Here is a 15,721-nt window from a genome sequence, read left to right on the forward strand (position 1 = left end):
GGGCTCAGACGTGACCGTATGTCAGCGGTACTCGTCGCCGAGGAGGTGCGGAAGTCCTACGGCGACGTGACGGCCCTCGACGGCGTCTCCATCGAGATCGACACCGGTGAAGTGTTCGGCCTCATCGGGCCCAACGGCGCGGGGAAGACGACGCTAGTCCGCGCGCTTACCGGAACGACGCGCGTCGACGGGGACATTTCGGTACTGGGCCAGGCGCCCGGAGCGGTTGCGAAGTCACGGATCGGCCTCCTCCCGCAGTCGTTCTCCCCCGCCGGGCGGCTCACAGCCCGAGAACTGATATCGCAATACGCGGGCCTGTACGACGAAGCGCGGGACGTCGACGCAGTCCTCGCGGAGGTCGGAATCGAAGGCCAAACGGCCGAACAGTGGTACGAGACGCTCTCCGGGGGACAAAAGCGTCGCGTCTGCGTCGCCATCGCGCTCGTCAACGATCCGGACGTGCTCTTCCTCGACGAGCCGACGACCGGGATCGACCCGGCAGGCCGGCGCGCACTGTGGGGGCTGCTCGAAACCCTCGCGGACGGCGGGACGACGGTACTCCTCACGAGTCACTCGATGGCCGAAGTCGAACAGCTCTCCGATCGGGTCGGATTCCTCAACGGTGGCCGACTGGTCGCCGTCGGTCCGCCCCGGGAACTGATCGAAGCTCACGGCGGTCGAAGCCGCCTCATCGTCGAAAGCGGCGTCGATGCCGCGGCGGTGGACGACATCGACCTCGGATTCGGCGCTTTAGTCCGGGATGGCGAGATCGTCGTGGAGGACGTGGGGCCACGTGAGATCGGCGACGTCGTCGCCGCCTTCGAGCGGGGGGGCATCGAGTTCGACTCCTTGACGTGGAAACAGCCGGATCTCGAGGACGTGTATCTCGAACTGACGGGCGAGCATCTCACCGCGGATCGCGATCACGCGGTTTCCGGGGGTGGCGGCCGGTGAGTCGCGCCGGCCGGATTCGCGCGGAGTTTACGGCCTCCTGGCACGCGTTCCTCCGGCGCCGCACGGCGGTGTTTTTCACGTTCTTCTTCCCGGCGATCATCGTCGTCATCTTCGGCGCGCTGGTGCAGACACAGCCGACCGGCGGCGGTCTGTTCGCGGAACCGAAGGGCTACTACATCGCGGGCTATCTGGCGGTCGTCGTGCTGTTCACGCCGCTTTCCCGGATCGGGAGCACGGTGGCCCGCTATCGGGACGGTCGCCGGTTCGAGAAGCTCGCGACGACGCCTTTGACCCGCGCGGAGTGGCTGTTCGCGCAGTCGCTCGTGAACGTCGTCGTGATCGGTATCGCCGCGCTCCTGTTGCTCGCGCTGTCCGTCCTCGTGACCGGGACCGAAATCCCACTGACGCCGGCGACGCTTTTCGTCGTCCCGTTCGTCGCCTTCGGCGTCGTGCTGTTCTGCGGTCTCGGGGCTATCATCGGCCGGGTTGCCGACTCCCAGGACGGCGTCATCGCAGCCTCGAACGCGATCGCCCTCCCCGTGCTTTTCCTTTCGGAGACGTTCGTCACCCCGTCGCTGCTGCCGGCGTGGTTCCGTCCGGCGCTGGAGCTCTCGCCGTTGACGTACGTCGCCCGGGGCATCCGCGCGGTGACCTACGCGGATGCGACGACAGCGGCCGTCCCGAACCTCGCGGTTGCGGCGGTGCTCGCGGTCGTGTTCTTCGCCGCCGGAGCGTTCGCGGTCCCGCGAACGGAGTGAGACACAGTCCGTTCGACGGGCTAGGAGCGACTGGCCGAGCGACGCGCCGATAGAGCGGCCGGATGATCCGCGCGCGGATCCGCCATCGGGCTTTATTCGGCCGCGGAACCGATATCGGACGAGATGGTCACACTCGATGCGAGCGAGGACCTGCAGCGCTTCGTTGAAAGCGGCGTCGTGGCAGTGATGCGCGGCGCCGACGCGGACACCGTCATCGACGTCGCCGACGCGCTCGCCGCGGGCGGCATCACCGCCTTCGAGGTCACCGCCGACAATCCGGACGCGATGGAGTTGCTCGCGGAAGTGTCCGGCTCCTTCTCCGAGTCGGAAGCAATCGTCGGCGCCGGGACGGTGCTCGACAGCGAAACTGCGCAGGCGGCGATCAGAAGCGGCGCGGAGTTCGTCGTCAGCCCGACCTTCGAATCTGATGTCGTAACGACGTGCAATCGCTACGGAACGCTCGTCGCTCCCGGAGCAATGACGCCGACGGAGGCGCTGAACGCTTACGAGGCCGGCGCAGACATCGTGAAGGTGTTTCCGGCCGCCTCGCTGGGACCCTCACATCTGTCGAGCATCGCCGGGCCGCTGCCGCAGATTCCACTGATGCCGACCGGCGGGATCGACGTCGAGAACGTGGCAGACTACATCGAGGCCGGCGCTGTCGTCGTCGGCGCCGGCAGCGCGATTATGGACGACGCTGCGATCGCTCGCGGAGACTTCGAGGCGATTACCGAAACCGCCCGGGAGTTCACGAGGGTCATCGACGAGGTGCGCGAGGAGTGATGGGGTAACTCACGCCGTCGGTGGACCTGGGGCTTACAGCAGCGAGACGACGCGGTCGTGATATTCTGCTGTGAGGCTGTTGCGTAGCTGCTCCCCGTCCGTCTCGCCGTCGAGAGAGACGAGATAGGCGGCTCCATCGGCATCGCCGTACGCGCGCTGAAAGTCGTAGACGAACCCGGCGACGACGACATCCTCGGGGACGCTCTCGTCGTCGACCAGGAATTCGACCTGTTCGCGGACCGCATACTCGACGAGACGGTTGATCGCCCGCAGTGGCGGCGTCGACGCGTCGACGACGCCTGCCCCCCTGGCGTCCTCGACGATCGGAATCAGACGCCCGACGGCCGCATCGACTGCCGGCTGGGCGTGCCTGTCCGGGGGCGGACCGACGTCCGCGCTGTCGCCGAATACGGCCTCGTATGCGGCCGTAATCGCACCGCATCCGGTGTGTCCGAGAACGGCGATCAGGTCTACAGACAGCGAGGAAACGGCGTAGCCGACGGCGTCGTTGACGACGCGTTGGTCGTCGATGTCGGTCCAGACCTGGTTGCCGACGTTGACCGACGTGAACAGGTCTCCGTCGGATGCCGCGTTCCAGACCCCTTCGCCGGGAACGCGCGAGTCGGAACACGAGACGGAAACGATCGGCGGGTCCTGCCGCTCGCGAATGCCTTCGAAGTGATCTTCGCCGATCGATGCAACGTGTTCGTCGTTGCCCCGCAGTATGCGTTCCAGCGATTCCATACCCAAACTGTCCACGGACATTCGTTTCAATCGCCCGGATCGTCCCGGCCATCCGTCGTCTGGTTCCGGTTCGACGACTCGTCGTCGGGCGAGGCCTCAGTGTCGTCGTCGGATTGGGGAGGTTCCTGTTTTGCGTCGCCAGTGTCGCCGTCATTCTCCGCCGTTTCGGCAGGACCGTCTTCTCTCGGCGCTTCTGCAGGACCGTCTTCTTCCGGCGCTTCTACAGGACCGTCTTCTTTCGGCGCCTCTACAGGACCGTCTTCTTCCGGCGCTTCTGCAGGACCGTCTTCTTCCGGCGCTTCTACAGGACCGTCTTCCTCCGGATCGGCGATGCCGACGCCCGCGCGTCCGGCTCTGAAGGCGTCGACGGCGCGTTTCAATCGGGCTTCGAGTTCGGTCAGCAGTTCGTCCGCCCGCTCGTCGGCGATGTCGACGGCCGCGGCGTCTTTGCCGCCGAGAGAGAGCGAGCCAGCAGTGTCGATTGCCACCGTCGCGAGATTGCGGCGGCGCTGGAAGACGGTCCGGGAGTCGATGACCGTCTGGATCCGATAGTACGGAACGATCTTCGTCTCCCGCCGGAGGACGCCGTTCCGAGTGACGGCGTGGTGCTCGCCGAGCCAGTGGCCGCGGTGTTTCCAGTTGGCGTGAGCGAACGCGATCGCGAAGGGGACCAAAAGAAGCGGCGGCCACCACGGAATCCGCGCGCCGAGGAACGCGTCGGCGGCGTAGAGACCCGCCGTCAGCACTGCAATCACGAGCAAATAGCGGATGACGTATCGCTCCCGGGCACGCTTCGGTGGCCGCCGGAAGTCGACGTCGCCGACCGGTTCCAGTTCCTCGACGAGATCGAGGATCCGCTCGCGGTCGGCGATCGGAATCGCCGCCTCCGACCCGCGGGAGCCGCCGCCCGACCCCGGCGCGTAGCCCGCCGTCTCGATGTAGAGCGACGCGTACCCGAAGTACCGTTTCAGCGGGTTGTCGGCGATCGTCAGCGTCTGGACCTTCTCGAACGGGATCGACCCGTCGTACCGCTGCAGCAGGCCGCGTTCGTACTGGAGTTCCTCGCCGGAACGAACCAGCCGGAAATCGTAGTAGTTGAGGATGGCCGCCGCTGCGCCCACGATCCACGAGAGCAGCGCGACGCCGACGACGATGAGGACGCCGCCGAGGACGAAGAGCAGTCCGGAGACCGTCGAAAGGAAGTTCGAAACGACAGCCGAGCCGGCGGTCGAAACGAGCACGAAGAGGATTCCGGGCACACGGAGATCGATCGAGAAGACGGCCAGCAGCGCGAGTTCGGACCGCCCCAGCGCGAACAGTTCCGACCGTTCCGGGCCAGTGTCAGTCGCGACATCGTCGACGACGTCCTCGCCCGACGTTTCGTGGGCGTCCGCTTCGGTCCCGGCACTCGCTGCGTCCCCGCGCTTGAGCCGGCCGAGTTCGCGCTGGAGCCGCTTTGCCTCAGTGTACGAGACGAACCGGAGTTCGGCTTCGGTTTCGCCGCCGCCGGCGGTCTCGAAAGAGACGACCGCGATCCCGAGCAGTCGCTGGAACACGTTTCGGGAGATATCGACGTTCTGGACCCGGCGAAGCGGGATTTCTCGGCTCCGCCGGGAGAGCACACCCGAATCGATGTCGAGCGTGTCGCCCGCCAGTTCGTAACTGAACCGGCGCACGTAGGCCACTTCGTAGCCGATCAGGGCTGCGGCGGCGAGCAGTGCGCCGAGGAACAGAAGCGGAGCGGCGGTTTCCATCCCGGGCAGTGAACCGCCGCTGAAGAGCACGAACGCGATCCCGACGACGATACCGCCGCCTCGCTGGAGGACACGATACGGGATCGACAGCGGAGAGAGCGTCCGGGTCATCTCAGACGGCGTCTTCGCCCTCCGAGCGGATTGCCAGCCGCTTGAGCCGCTCGCGGAGGTCGTCGGCACCGCCCACTTCGAGTCCCGGGACGGAGACGTCGGCGCCGCGGGAGCCGGCGGTGTAGACCACGGTGCTGGCGAGGCCCAGGAACCGCTGGATCGGCGAACGTGCGGTGTCGACGTGTTGGATCCGGACGAACGGCACGACTGTCCGGACGTGAGTGAGCACGCCCCGTTCGAGATACAGCGAGTCCTCCCGGACCTCCCACCGCCACGAGCGGTATCGCAGTATCGCGAACGTGACGCCGAGCGTTGCAAGGACACCGAACACGGCGATGGGCGCCCAGGATGGCAGCCACGCGGGCCGGAAAAACCGCCCCACACCGAATACGGCACCGGCGAGTAGGGCCGAAGTCAGCACCGACCTGCCGATCCAGATGAGCCGAACCCGGGGGTGGAGACGGTTCATTGTGGCTCAGTACAGGGACATCCCTGAGGCGAGCAACCCGGCATCGACGAGGAGGAGCACGCCGACGACGGCTGCCGCGCGAAACACGGTCGTTGCGGCTTTTGCAGGGGCACGCACCCGCTTTTGTTGCAGGCCGTCGACGAGCCGGCTCCGTCCGATCTCGACGAGCGCGGAGAGGACGAGCCACAGCAGGAGCATCGCGAGCACGAGGTGGCCGCGCCAGGACCCCGTCAGCGTGGCGACGGTGTAGCCCGTCCCGGCGAGGTGTCCGCCCGTGAGGAGCATCACGACGGACGCACCTCGGGAGAAGTAGACCAACCGGTCGGCGATTGCTTCGAGCGGCGCCGCATCGAGATCGCCCGAGACCGCCGCGGGCAGGATCGCCCCAGCGACGAAGACGACGCTGCCGACCCAAAGCGCCCCGACGAGGACGTGCAGGGTCGTCATCACAGTGTCGAGTACCATAGAAACCGGGAGGGACCCGGGACGCTTGAAACCCGGCGGTTCGCGACGAGTTCGGGTCAGGAAAGTCCAGACAGTGGGCTCCGATCCTGTGCCATACCCCCACACCGGATCCGTCTGCCTGACCTCACCTGGTGCGTCGAATCCGATCCGCCGTCACCCGGACGCCCGGAGAGTAGTGAACCAGCGGATCGCCCGCGGGCGCCTCGAACCCGTTCGCCGCGAACAGGGTGTTAGATTCGATGTCGAGGGTGGCGTCCATAAGCGGCCACGGCGGGTGGGAGATGTCGCCGTAGTAGAGCGTCCCAGTTCCAGTATAGAACCGGTAGTTCTCGGTCAGAAACGCTTCGAGCGTCCCTTCCTGGGGAACGAACTGCTCGCCGGTCGGTCGGTAGGTCCCGTCGAACCGGGCCGCGGGCGCGTCGCTCGTACGCCGACTCCGGAGCGTCACTGCTCCGTCGGCATCGCGGGTCAGCCGTATTTCGGCCCGGTAGTACGGAAGCCGGAAGAGCCCGCGGGCGACGAGGACGCCGAGGGGATCGTCGGCGTCGAGACTGAAGAAGTAGACAGCGTGGTCGTGGTCGCCCGGGCCTCGGACGTACGTCCGGAGGTTCAACTCCGGAAACGAGAGGCCGACAGGAGCGCCGCGCGGACGAATGTCCGTCATCTCGAAGCCGACGACCCCGAGCCAGGCCTCGCCGTCGTAGGTCGCCACGTCGAGCCCCTCTGGGAGCCGCGCGGCCACGACCGCGGGGTCGACCCGCCAGTGAACAAACAGCGCGTCGCGCCACCGCATTTCGAGGAGGTCCATACGAGAAGATACGTCCCTGAGGCACTTTCCGCTTCCTCGGGGTGTGGTGTCACACCTCGGTATCGAGCACGTCGAGCGTCGTCGTAACCAGATCTTCGCAGCGCTCCTGGTCGGTGGCAGCGACGTACAGCCGCCCGACGCCGGAGACGTGGTCGCTGGAATCGAGACTGTCTCGGTCGACTTCGCTCGCAACACCGTCGTCCAGGTCGAAGATTCGATGCTCGATCCCGGCCTCGGCGGCCAGAAGCTCACCCGCATACTGCTCGTAGACGTCGGGTTTGTACGCGACCAGTCCCTCTATGCCGCCGCGGGCGAGCAGTCCCCAGTCGACGCAGGGCGACCAGGTATCGAGGACGCGCTTGCAGCGGGTATCGAGCGCAGCCTCGATCCGGTCACCCCGCGCCCGCGCAGCGTTGTCACGGAGCGCGGGCAGTCCGATGACAAACGAGACCGTCGCCCGCGACAACGACAATTCGCTTTCGGCCGCGAGCGGATCACCGTCGACGGTCGCGCCCTCGCCGCGCCGGGCGAGATACAGAGAGTCCGGGAGCGGTTCGTAGATCGCCGAAACGAGCGGCGTCTCCTCTCTGAGGAGACAGACAGCCGTCGCGAACGACGGGAATCCGGCCGCGTAGTTGTTCGTCCCGTCGAGCGGATCGACGACCCACTCGTGGCGGCCGTTGCCGTTCCGCCCCGACTCCTCTCCGTGGATCGCGTGGTCCGGGTACGCATCGCGGAGTACCTCGCAAACGCGTTTTTCGGCCGCGCGATCGGCGGCCGACTTCACGTCGTCGGTGCCGTATTCGGCTTCTATCGAAGTGTCACGGAAGCCGTCGCGGAGGTACTCGCCGCCGGCCCGAACCGCCCGCGCGGCGACCGCTTCGGCGTCCGCCGGCGCCGAGGGAGTCCCATTCATACACCACAAAGGCCCCGACCGCATCAAGAGCCGTTCGGTCCGGAGCTGGAACACCGCCCTCACCGCGGGCGCCGACGTTTTTGATCCTGGCGGCCGAACGCCGCGATATGGAGTTCACGCTCATCCAGGGCGACATCGCACAGCAGTCCGCGGACGCGCTGGTCAACGCCGCGGGGACGAGCCTCCAGATGGGGTCGGGCGTCGCCGGCGCACTCCGTCGCGTCGGTGGCGAGCAGTTGAACGACGCCGCCGTCTCGAAGGGCCCGGTCGAACTCGGCGACGTCGCCGTGACCGACGCCTACGGCCTCGACGCCGAGTACGTGATCCACGCCGCGGCGATGCCCCACTACGGCGACGGGCAAGCGACCGAAGCGAGCATTCGCAACGCGACGCGAAACGCCCTCGAAGCGGCCGACGAACGCGGCTGTGAATCTCTGGTGATCCCCGCGCTCGGATGCGGGGTCGCCGGGTTTTCGACCGAGGACGGCGCAGCCATCATCGGTGAGGAAATCCAGTCGTTCGACCCCGAATCGCTCGACGACGTCCGGTTTATCATCTACAGCGATGCCGAATACGAGACGGCGAACCGAGCCCTCGCAGAGGAGACGTCCTGACTGATGCGGGTTCCGGACGACGCACCCGAACTGTGTCCCGTCTGTGAGACAGCGTACGACTCGATCTCCGAGCACGAGGCAGGGATCGCGGTCAATCTACTCGACAACGAGCGGTACCGGCGCGTCTGTTTCGAGCCGCTGCTGGTCGACGGGAGCCCGCGGCTCCGGTTTTACCATCATACACACGAACAGGTGGCCGTTGGGAAGTCCGGTGATCGGCCACCGACAGCAGACTCGCCGACAACGGGGACGGAGAGTGTTCTGAACGGCGGGGATGTGTGAATCCGCCACCAGAGACACTCAGTACCTCGGTCTCGGCGGCGCTGTGTGCAAGGTATCGGGCAGATCACCGCTACCGGCCCTGATATCGATCCCGGGAGATTAATACCGCTCGTGTCCGAGGATCCGGTAATGGCGAGCGAGCCGTCCGCGAAGGAACCGTCGGACCTCCGATCCGTTCTCGACGCGCTCGACGACGAGGATGCGAGGGCGATTATCAGGGAGCTGGAGGAGCCGCGTACGGCGAGCGAGATCTCCGAGCGGTGTGACATTCCACTCTCGACGACGTATCGCAAACTGGATTTACTGACCGATGCGGAGTTGCTCGAGGAGGGGACGGAGATCCGATCGGACGGACACCACACGACGACGTACGCGGTCGCATTCGAGGAGGTCCGCATCGCGCTCACCGAGACGCGGAAACTCGACGTTCGGATCTCGCGCCCCGACCACGGGCCCGAAGAACGGCTCGCAGACATCTGGACTGCTGTCAAGGAGGAAACATAATGGTACACACTGGTACATCCGCGAGCATCGCAACGGGAATTGTCGTGGTGAAGACGGGTATTCTCGTCCTCGGCGGCCTCATCACGTACTTTTCGATGAAGGCCTACCGGAAAAGCGGTTCCCGGTCCCTCCGGGCACTCGGGATCGGCTTCGGAATCATCACGCTCGGCGCACTCCTGGGCGGCACGCTGGACTTCATCCTCGGCGTCGACCTCGCGACCGGGCTGTTGATCGACGCGATTCTGACATTCGTCGGCCTCGCTGTCATCACGTACTCGCTGTACGCCGAGTAGGGCGCCGGCGGCCGACGGCCCGCACCGGAACGGCGGTTTTGGAGGGACCCGACGGCCGCCGAATTCCGGAGCGAAACCAAAGTTCGTATATCGGCGGCCACTCCTACGTCTCCACAAGATGATTGACGTCAGCGTGATCGGCTGTGGAAATATGGGCAGCGCCCTCATCACAGGGCTCTCGAAGGCGGAAAATTACAGAATCACGGGGTACGACGTCGACCCCGACGCCTTCGAGGGAGTCGGGGCCTACTGTGATCGGACGACGACGAACCTCGAAGACGTACAGGGATCTGACGTCGTCGTCCTCGCGGTGAAGCCCGATATCGTCCCGCTTGTGCTCGAGGATCTTGCTCTCGACGCCGACGGGACGCTCGTTACCATCGCGGCGGGCGTCTCGCGCGAGGTCGTCCAGGCCGAGACCGAAGCGACAGTGATCCGCGTGATGCCGAATCTGGCGGCCGAGACGCGGAATATGGCCGCAGCCGTCTCGTGGGACGAACCCGACGAGAACGTCCGGCAGATGCTCTCGGATCTCGGGTCGTTCGTCGAGATCGACGAGGACCTGATGCACGTCGCCACGGCGCTGAACGGGAGCGGCCCCGCGTTCGTATTCTACCTGATTCAAGCAATGCGGGACCGCGCCGTCGAGGAAGGACTGGACGCCGAGGACGCGAGGGTACTCGCCGCACAGACGTTCGTCGGCGCTGCCGAGACCGTCCTCCAGTCCGACAGGGACATCGACTCGCTGATCGACGCCGTCTGCTCGCCGGGCGGCACGACGATCGAGGGAATGGACGTTCTGTTCGACAGCGACGTCGATACGGTCGTCGGTGACGCACTGAGCGCCGCCCGGCGGCGCTCGGTCGAGTTGTCGGAGGAAGCCGACGAATGAACAGCACCGATCGCACAGAGAGCAGAGGCGGGTTCGCCGTCGGAGGACGACAATGAGCGGTGGCGTCGCCGCCGAGGAAGTCTCCAGTGCGCGCTCGCTGGCCGCGAACGCGGGCCGCGTCGTCGTCAAGGCCGGAACGAACTCCCTCACCGACGAATCCTCGAATCTCGACGATGGGAAACTCGACAAACTCGTCGACGACGTCGCGGGGCTGGTCGAACGGGACAAGGAAATTATCCTGGTCTCGTCGGGAGCGATCGGCGCCGGAAAGGGCCGGATCGGCTTCGCCAGCGACGATACCGTCGAGGAGTCGCAGGCGCTGTCGACGATCGGACAGAGCCACCTGATGCGGCGCTACACCGAGAGCTTCGAGCGGTACGGGCTCACCGTCGCACAGATCCTGGTGACCGAACACGACCTCGAAGACCCCGAGCGGTTCACGAACTTCAAGAACACCATCGAGACGCTCCTCGGGTGGGGCGTGGTCCCGATCGTCAACGAGAACGACGCCGTCGCGACCGAGGAGATCCGGATCGGCGACAACGACATGATCTCGTCGTCGATCGCCATCGGCGTCGACGCGGATCTGTTGGTCACGCTGACGGACGTCGGCGGCGTCTACACCGGCAACCCCAAGGAGAATCCCGACGCAGAACTCATCGAGGCAGTCGGCCGCAACTACGACGAGGTCGAGGCGATCGTCGAAGAGAGCGCCAGCGGCTCGTTCGGCGGGATCCGCACGAAGGTCCAGGGCGCACGCACCGTCAGCGAGCACGGCATCCCGGCGGTCATCGCCCGTTCGACAGAGGAGGACGTCTTAGAGAAGGTCGCAACCGAACGCCCCGTGGGAACTATCTTCACGCCGATCAACGATCACCTATGAGCGAAGGAACCACCGAGAAGTCCACCGAAACGAAAATCACTGAAGCACAGTCCGCAGCACTCGAACTCGCGAACCTCTCGGAGGCGACGCGGAACGAGGCGCTGCACGCGATCGCCGACGCGATCGAAGCGAAAAGCGAGGAGATCCTCGAAGCCAACGAGCGCGACGTCGCCGAGGCCGAGAAGCTGCTCGAAGCCGGCGAGTACACCCAGGCGTTCGTCGACCGACTGAAGCTCTCGGACTCGAAACTGGCCGACATCGCCGAGATGGTCCGCAGCGTCGCTGGCCAAGAGGATCCCCTCGGCCGGACGCTGGCCGCGCGGGAACTCGACGAGGACCTGGAACTGTACAAGGTGTCGGTCCCGATCGGCGTCCTCGGCACCGTCTTCGAGTCCCGCCCCGACGCCCTGGTCCAGATCGCCGCGCTGAGCCTCAAATCAGGTAACGCGGTCATCCTCAAGGGCGGCAGCGAGGCCGCCGAATCCAACCGGATCCTCTACGAGATCATCCGTGAGGCCGCCTCGGACGTCCCGGACGGATGGGCGCAACTCATCGAGGCCCGCGAGGACGTCGAGACCCTGCTGGACCGCGACGACGCCGTCGACCTCCTGATGCCGCGGGGGAGTTCGGCGTTCGTGAGCTACGTCGAGGAGAACACGAGTATCCCCGTCCTCGGCCACACTGAGGGCGTCTGTCACGTCTACGTCGACTCCGAGGCAGATCTGGAGATGGCGGCCGACATCGCCTTCGACGCCAAGGTGCAGTACCCCGCCGTCTGCAACGCCGTCGAGACGCTCTTAGTCCACGAGTCGATCGCGGCGGACCTACTGCCCGGCCTCACAGCCCGCTATCGCGACGCGGGCGTCGAACTCCGGGGCGACGACCGCTCCCGCGAGATCGTCGAAATGGACGCCGCGAGCGAGGAGGACTGGTCGACGGAGTACGGCGATCTGATCCTCTCGATCAAGATCGTCGACTCCGCCGAGGACGCCATCGACCACGTCAACACCTACGGCTCGAAGCACACCGAGTCGATCATCACTGAAGATTCCGACCACGCCGCCGAGTTTATGCAGAGCGTCGACGCCGCATCCGTCTTCCACAACGCCTCTACCCGTTTTGCCGACGGTTACCGGTTCGGCCTCGGCGCGGAAGTCGGGATCAGTACGGGGAAGACGCACGCCCGCGGCCCGGTCGGTCTGGATGGGCTGACGACCTACAAGTACCACCTGGAGGGTGACGGCCAGCTCGTCGCGACCTACGCGGGCGAGGACGCGAAACCCTACACGCACCGCGACTTCGAGGGCGAGTGGTCGCCCGGACGGCTCGCAGACCGGTAGTCGAAGCCCCACGCTTCGCGGCGGCGAGTCGAGACCGCGGGGAAATTCGGATCTTCACCGAACCGGGCTTCCGGAGTTCACTCCTGACGGCACAGGAGAGAGTCAAGGAGCTCAACAGAGAGATTTTACCGGCACAATAATTGACATATATTTGTCATATCAGTGGTAATCACTGTCTAACTATGTCGGCGTACACAGATGTAGTCGGGAAGGGCCTGGAAAAAACGGCCCTGGTACACTATGGCAAAAAATACAGGATCTCCAGAGGCCAGGCTAACCCGGCGAAACGCACTGAAAGGACTCACTATCGGTGGGACGAGCCTTCTCGCATTCGGAGGCGGCGCTGCCGGAAGCCCCGGAAAAGGCAACTCACGCGGACAGGACCCTTGTGACCTCGTCGTCCCGGACGACCACGTCACGATTCAGGACGCCGTCGACGCCGCGGATGCGGGTGACACGATCTGCGTGAAAGATGGCACGTATCCCGAACAGATCGTGATCAACAAGTCCCTCACACTACGCAGTGCCCCCGGTTCGTCGCCGACGATTACACCGGAATCGTCGCCAGGGGAGTTCACGATCGCGGAGAGTGGGCCGGCCTGGGAGCCTCTGGTGTTTGCCTACGGTGGGAGCGAGCAGGCCGGGGACGTGAGCGGACCGGGGACGATCGACGTGGCCCTGTCCGGATTCACGCTCGACGGAGGAGGAACACAGCCGTCTGCCCGTCGGAAACCCGGCGTGCTCCTGCGAAATGCCTCCGGAACGGTCTCGGAGAACACTATCGAGAATATGGGGGTCGGGGGGAAGGAAACGTTTGGCATCCTCGCGTACGGTGATTCCGACGTGACGATCGTCGCCAACAGCATCCGCGAGTACGAACGTGGCGGGATCGGAGCGAACGGAGACGGGGGCGTACATCCCTCACCGACTGCTCGAATCCGGAACAACACAGTCCGGGGTTCGACTGGACTGGGAGAAGCGTGGGGACCGAACGGGATCCAGATCGGTTTCGGTGCGGCGGGGGCCGTCCGGAACAACGAGGTCATCGACAACCGATACAGTGACGAAAGCCCTGTTGCCTCTGGGATTCTGATCTTCGAAAGCGACGGCGTTGCCGTTCAGGGCAACCGCGTCGAGAACGCCGATGTCGCGCTTTCGTGTGGCTCGTGGGGGTGGCTCCGGCAGTCCGCGGACGGTAATATGTTCCTGAAAAACCACGTCGTCGACGCGGAGTTCGGCGCACTCATCGAAGCTGTCGCAGAACCATATGGTGGCGTTCTCACGAACCGTGGCCCCTCGACGAGTAACAACAAGGTCGTCAACAACCGCATCGAGGACGACGAAGGGACGGCAGACCCGGACGGGAACATCGGTGTTGGCATCCTCCTCGAGGACAACGTCGACAACGAATTCGTTCCCGTCGCGGACAACAACAAACTCATTCAGAACACGATCACCGGCTTCGATACCCGGATCGAAGACGAAGGAACTGCAACCAAGGTCGCACCATTCGATCCCTGAGATTCCCGGAAGAAACGTATCATCCACTCTTCGAACAGCGGTCCCCCTCGGCTGCTTGGTCGAGTACAGTGTGGGGATACGCGCGGCCCGTCTCTGCGGTTGTCTCGACAGCGCTTCGATCCCGGGTCGGTCGGTGTGGAAGCGCGACTCTCCGGGTGGTTCAGTGACATTCAGCCGAACACAGCGAACGCAACTCCCCAGTGGAAAAAAGCAGATAGCAACGCACCTGCCGCGTGAATTTCCACAGACGAGAGTTCTCGGCTCCTGGGGCAGTACAGACAGGTTCTCACGGCTGGTTCGGCTGCAAGAGCGTATAATACCACCACGATGAGAGTTCTCCGACACCCTCAACAACACACTACAACGGGTCCGCGCGCCACATACATACGGATCGGAACCCTACTGCGCGTATGTCCGAATCTGCGACGTTCGGCGGCGGCTGTTTCTGGTGTACCGAAGCGGCGATGAAGGAACTCGGCGGCGTGCAGTCGGTCACATCAGGCTACGCCGGCGGTCACACGGAGGACCCCACCTACCGGGAGGTCTGTTCCGGACAGACCGGCCACGCCGAGGTCGTGCAGGTGACCTACGACCCGGAGGTCTTAGCCTACGACGAACTGCTTGAGGTGTTTTTCGCGACGCACGACCCGACGCAACTGAACCGCCAGGGCCCGGATGTCGGATCACAGTATCGCTCGATCGTCCTGTTTCACGACGAGACCCAACGCGAACAGGCGGCCGCCTACATCGACGCGCTCGATTCGGAATACGACGACGAGGTCGTTACCGAACTGGCGCCGTTAGAGACGTTCTACCGCGCCGAGGAGAAACACCAGGATTACTTCGAGAAGCACCCCAACGACGCGTACTGCCGGATGCACGCGGCACCGAAAGTCGAGAAAGTCAGAGAGAAGTTCGCGGCGAAGATCGGAGAAGCCTGATACAGAGTACGCTCGTCTCTTCCCGCAAAGCGCCGTCGACGGGGGTGGCACTCGACGGTGATACGTGAGCGTAATCAGTACCAGACGGACTCCGTGGATCAGTCAGCCGCCTGTCGAACCCACTGTTCCAGCGTGAAGCCCGCCTCCTCGGAGGCAGACGTCAGCAACCACTCGGCTTCGTCCCACTCCGGATACCAGACGTCCCCCTCGTACTCGCCGGGGACACGGCTCAGCACCATCCGGTCGACGTGGGGCTGGAACAGTTCGTAGATCTTTGCGCCGCCGAGAACGTACACCTCCTCGTCGGTGAGCGACTCGGCCACCGCGATAGCGGCCTCGACGTCGCTGGCGTGCGACGCCGTCTCGACAGGATAGTCGCGTTCGGTGCGGCTCAGAACGATCTGGTGACTGCCCGGGAGGTTCTCCAGCATCGACTCGAAGGTCCGCCGGCCGAGGATGACTGGCGCGTCGGCGACGCGTTCGCGGTACTGGCGCTTGTCAGCCGGGATGCTCTCCCACGGGAGTTCACCGTTGCGACCGATCACGAGGTTTTCAGCCAGCGCAGCGACGGCGACGAGTTCCATCGTATTCCATTCCGGGCGGCGCGAGTATAACCCATACGGCCGGGGCGGTCCGCACTCGCAAGCCGCGATGTCAGAGATAGAGGTCAGCTCTGCGCCCTCCGAAAT

At 65.0% G+C, this 15,721-nt stretch carries 19 protein-coding genes; 12 read left to right on the plus strand and 7 right to left on the minus strand.

Features of this window, described 5'->3' with window-relative positions:
- Nucleotides 1–18 precede the first annotated feature (18 nt).
- The 3 genes from RJT37_RS12735 to RJT37_RS12745 all read left to right on the plus strand — a co-directional run bounded on the left by RJT37_RS12735 (nucleotide 19) and on the right by RJT37_RS12745 (nucleotide 2,495).
- Nucleotides 19–954 (plus strand): ABC transporter ATP-binding protein, encoded by a 936-nt coding sequence (locus tag RJT37_RS12735; RefSeq protein ID WP_313684992.1) that lies wholly within the window; start codon nucleotides 19–21, stop codon nucleotides 952–954.
- A complete protein-coding gene (locus tag RJT37_RS12740; protein WP_313684994.1) occupies nucleotides 951–1,712 on the plus strand; it encodes an ABC transporter permease in 762 nt (253 codons plus the stop codon). Before RJT37_RS12735 ends, RJT37_RS12740 begins: the two co-directional genes overlap by 4 nt.
- A 123-nt stretch (nucleotides 1,713–1,835) precedes the next feature.
- Nucleotides 1,836–2,495 carry a bifunctional 4-hydroxy-2-oxoglutarate aldolase/2-dehydro-3-deoxy-phosphogluconate aldolase gene (locus tag RJT37_RS12745; RefSeq protein WP_313684996.1) on the plus strand — a complete coding sequence of 220 codons (660 nt, stop codon included), beginning with the start codon at nucleotides 1,836–1,838 and terminating at the stop codon, nucleotides 2,493–2,495.
- A 33-nt stretch (nucleotides 2,496–2,528) separates the two neighbouring features.
- On the opposite strand, the gene RJT37_RS12750 is transcribed toward RJT37_RS12745, so the two are convergent.
- The 6 genes from RJT37_RS12750 to RJT37_RS12775 form a co-directional block, all read right to left on the minus strand.
- Nucleotides 2,529–3,239, minus strand: coding sequence for a carbonic anhydrase (locus RJT37_RS12750; RefSeq protein WP_313684998.1), 711 nt, complete (start codon nucleotides 3,237–3,239; stop codon nucleotides 2,529–2,531).
- Nucleotides 3,240–3,265: 26 nt separating this feature from the next.
- Nucleotides 3,266–5,104 (minus strand): PH domain-containing protein, encoded by a 1,839-nt coding sequence (locus RJT37_RS12755; protein ID WP_313685000.1) that lies wholly within the window; start codon nucleotides 5,102–5,104, stop codon nucleotides 3,266–3,268.
- A 1-nt stretch (nucleotide 5,105) separates the two neighbouring features.
- On the minus strand, nucleotides 5,106–5,573 hold the full coding sequence (locus RJT37_RS12760) for a PH domain-containing protein (protein WP_313685002.1): 468 nt from the start codon (nucleotides 5,571–5,573) through the stop codon (nucleotides 5,106–5,108).
- Between the two features lie 6 nt (nucleotides 5,574–5,579).
- On the minus strand, nucleotides 5,580–6,038 hold the full coding sequence (locus RJT37_RS12765; protein WP_313685003.1) for a CopD family protein: 459 nt from the start codon (nucleotides 6,036–6,038) through the stop codon (nucleotides 5,580–5,582).
- A 124-nt stretch (nucleotides 6,039–6,162) separates the two neighbouring features.
- Nucleotides 6,163–6,846, minus strand: a complete 684-nt coding sequence (locus RJT37_RS12770; protein WP_313685005.1) for a YqjF family protein — start codon at nucleotides 6,844–6,846, stop codon at nucleotides 6,163–6,165.
- A gap of 49 nt (nucleotides 6,847–6,895) precedes the next feature.
- Complete coding sequence (locus RJT37_RS12775) at nucleotides 6,896–7,762, minus strand: inositol monophosphatase family protein (protein ID WP_313685007.1); 867 nt, start codon at nucleotides 7,760–7,762, stop codon at nucleotides 6,896–6,898.
- A 107-nt stretch (nucleotides 7,763–7,869) separates the two neighbouring features.
- Between RJT37_RS12775 and RJT37_RS12780 the strand changes: the two genes are divergently transcribed.
- From RJT37_RS12780 to msrA, 9 genes are all read left to right on the plus strand, one after another.
- Nucleotides 7,870–8,376, plus strand: coding sequence for a macro domain-containing protein (locus RJT37_RS12780; RefSeq protein WP_313685009.1), 507 nt, complete (start codon nucleotides 7,870–7,872; stop codon nucleotides 8,374–8,376).
- A 3-nt stretch (nucleotides 8,377–8,379) separates the two neighbouring features.
- The gene (locus RJT37_RS12785) at nucleotides 8,380–8,658 is read left to right on the plus strand and encodes a DUF8145 family protein (RefSeq protein WP_313685011.1); all 279 of its coding nucleotides are present in this window, start codon (nucleotides 8,380–8,382) and stop codon (nucleotides 8,656–8,658) included.
- A gap of 129 nt (nucleotides 8,659–8,787) precedes the next feature.
- Nucleotides 8,788–9,162 (plus strand): helix-turn-helix domain-containing protein, encoded by a 375-nt coding sequence (locus tag RJT37_RS12790; RefSeq protein ID WP_311173682.1) that lies wholly within the window; start codon nucleotides 8,788–8,790, stop codon nucleotides 9,160–9,162.
- Nucleotides 9,162–9,455 (plus strand): DUF7521 family protein, encoded by a 294-nt coding sequence (locus RJT37_RS12795; RefSeq protein ID WP_311173683.1) that lies wholly within the window; start codon nucleotides 9,162–9,164, stop codon nucleotides 9,453–9,455. The genes RJT37_RS12790 and RJT37_RS12795 overlap by 1 nt, the downstream gene beginning before the upstream one ends.
- A gap of 118 nt (nucleotides 9,456–9,573) precedes the next feature.
- Nucleotides 9,574–10,347, plus strand: a complete 774-nt coding sequence (gene proC / locus RJT37_RS12800) for a pyrroline-5-carboxylate reductase (RefSeq protein WP_345785368.1) — start codon at nucleotides 9,574–9,576, stop codon at nucleotides 10,345–10,347.
- A gap of 52 nt (nucleotides 10,348–10,399) precedes the next feature.
- Nucleotides 10,400–11,230 (plus strand): glutamate 5-kinase, encoded by an 831-nt coding sequence (gene proB, locus RJT37_RS12805; protein ID WP_313685015.1) that lies wholly within the window; start codon nucleotides 10,400–10,402, stop codon nucleotides 11,228–11,230.
- Complete coding sequence (locus RJT37_RS12810; RefSeq protein ID WP_313685017.1) at nucleotides 11,227–12,570, plus strand: glutamate-5-semialdehyde dehydrogenase; 1,344 nt, start codon at nucleotides 11,227–11,229, stop codon at nucleotides 12,568–12,570. The genes proB and RJT37_RS12810 overlap by 4 nt, the downstream gene beginning before the upstream one ends.
- 240 nt (nucleotides 12,571–12,810) lie before the next feature.
- On the plus strand, nucleotides 12,811–14,091 hold the full coding sequence (locus RJT37_RS12815) for a right-handed parallel beta-helix repeat-containing protein (protein ID WP_313685019.1): 1,281 nt from the start codon (nucleotides 12,811–12,813) through the stop codon (nucleotides 14,089–14,091).
- 410 nt (nucleotides 14,092–14,501) lie between these two features.
- A complete protein-coding gene (gene msrA / locus RJT37_RS12820; RefSeq protein WP_313685021.1) occupies nucleotides 14,502–15,032 on the plus strand; it encodes a peptide-methionine (S)-S-oxide reductase MsrA in 531 nt (176 codons plus the stop codon).
- Between the two features lie 98 nt (nucleotides 15,033–15,130).
- Here msrA and RJT37_RS12825 read toward each other — a convergent pair whose 3' ends face one another.
- The gene (locus RJT37_RS12825; protein WP_313685023.1) at nucleotides 15,131–15,616 is read right to left on the minus strand and encodes a dihydrofolate reductase; all 486 of its coding nucleotides are present in this window, start codon (nucleotides 15,614–15,616) and stop codon (nucleotides 15,131–15,133) included.
- Between the last annotated feature and the right edge of the window lie 105 nt (nucleotides 15,617–15,721).

It is taken from the genome of Halobellus marinus, assembly GCF_032113415.1.
GTDB classification, from domain to species: domain Archaea; phylum Halobacteriota; class Halobacteria; order Halobacteriales; family Haloferacaceae; genus Haloquadratum; species Haloquadratum marinus.

Excerpts from the sequence above, each read along its gene's own strand:
- RJT37_RS12735 (WP_313684992.1), top strand. The coding sequence starts at position 19 with ATGTCAGCGGTACTCGTCGCCGAGGAGGTGCGGAAGTCCTACGGCGAC.
- RJT37_RS12745 (WP_313684996.1), top strand. The coding sequence starts at position 1,836 with ATGGTCACACTCGATGCGAGCGAGGACCTGCAGCGCTTCGTTGAAAGC.
- RJT37_RS12750 (WP_313684998.1), bottom strand. The coding sequence starts at position 3,239 with ATGGAATCGCTGGAACGCATACTGCGGGGCAACGACGAACACGTTGCA.
- RJT37_RS12755 (WP_313685000.1), bottom strand. The coding sequence starts at position 5,104 with ATGACCCGGACGCTCTCTCCGCTGTCGATCCCGTATCGTGTCCTCCAG.
- RJT37_RS12760 (WP_313685002.1), bottom strand. The coding sequence starts at position 5,573 with ATGAACCGTCTCCACCCCCGGGTTCGGCTCATCTGGATCGGCAGGTCG.
- RJT37_RS12765 (WP_313685003.1), bottom strand. The coding sequence starts at position 6,038 with ATGGTACTCGACACTGTGATGACGACCCTGCACGTCCTCGTCGGGGCG.
- RJT37_RS12770 (WP_313685005.1), bottom strand. The coding sequence starts at position 6,846 with ATGGACCTCCTCGAAATGCGGTGGCGCGACGCGCTGTTTGTTCACTGG.
- RJT37_RS12775 (WP_313685007.1), bottom strand. The coding sequence starts at position 7,762 with ATGAATGGGACTCCCTCGGCGCCGGCGGACGCCGAAGCGGTCGCCGCG.
- RJT37_RS12780 (WP_313685009.1), top strand. The coding sequence starts at position 7,870 with ATGGAGTTCACGCTCATCCAGGGCGACATCGCACAGCAGTCCGCGGAC.
- RJT37_RS12785 (WP_313685011.1), top strand. The coding sequence starts at position 8,380 with ATGCGGGTTCCGGACGACGCACCCGAACTGTGTCCCGTCTGTGAGACA.
- RJT37_RS12790 (WP_311173682.1), top strand. The coding sequence starts at position 8,788 with ATGGCGAGCGAGCCGTCCGCGAAGGAACCGTCGGACCTCCGATCCGTT.
- RJT37_RS12795 (WP_311173683.1), top strand. The coding sequence starts at position 9,162 with ATGGTACACACTGGTACATCCGCGAGCATCGCAACGGGAATTGTCGTG.
- proC (WP_345785368.1), top strand. The coding sequence starts at position 9,574 with ATGATTGACGTCAGCGTGATCGGCTGTGGAAATATGGGCAGCGCCCTC.
- proB (WP_313685015.1), top strand. The coding sequence starts at position 10,400 with ATGAGCGGTGGCGTCGCCGCCGAGGAAGTCTCCAGTGCGCGCTCGCTG.
- RJT37_RS12810 (WP_313685017.1), top strand. The coding sequence starts at position 11,227 with ATGAGCGAAGGAACCACCGAGAAGTCCACCGAAACGAAAATCACTGAA.
- RJT37_RS12815 (WP_313685019.1), top strand. The coding sequence starts at position 12,811 with ATGGCAAAAAATACAGGATCTCCAGAGGCCAGGCTAACCCGGCGAAAC.
- msrA (WP_313685021.1), top strand. The coding sequence starts at position 14,502 with ATGTCCGAATCTGCGACGTTCGGCGGCGGCTGTTTCTGGTGTACCGAA.
- RJT37_RS12825 (WP_313685023.1), bottom strand. The coding sequence starts at position 15,616 with ATGGAACTCGTCGCCGTCGCTGCGCTGGCTGAAAACCTCGTGATCGGT.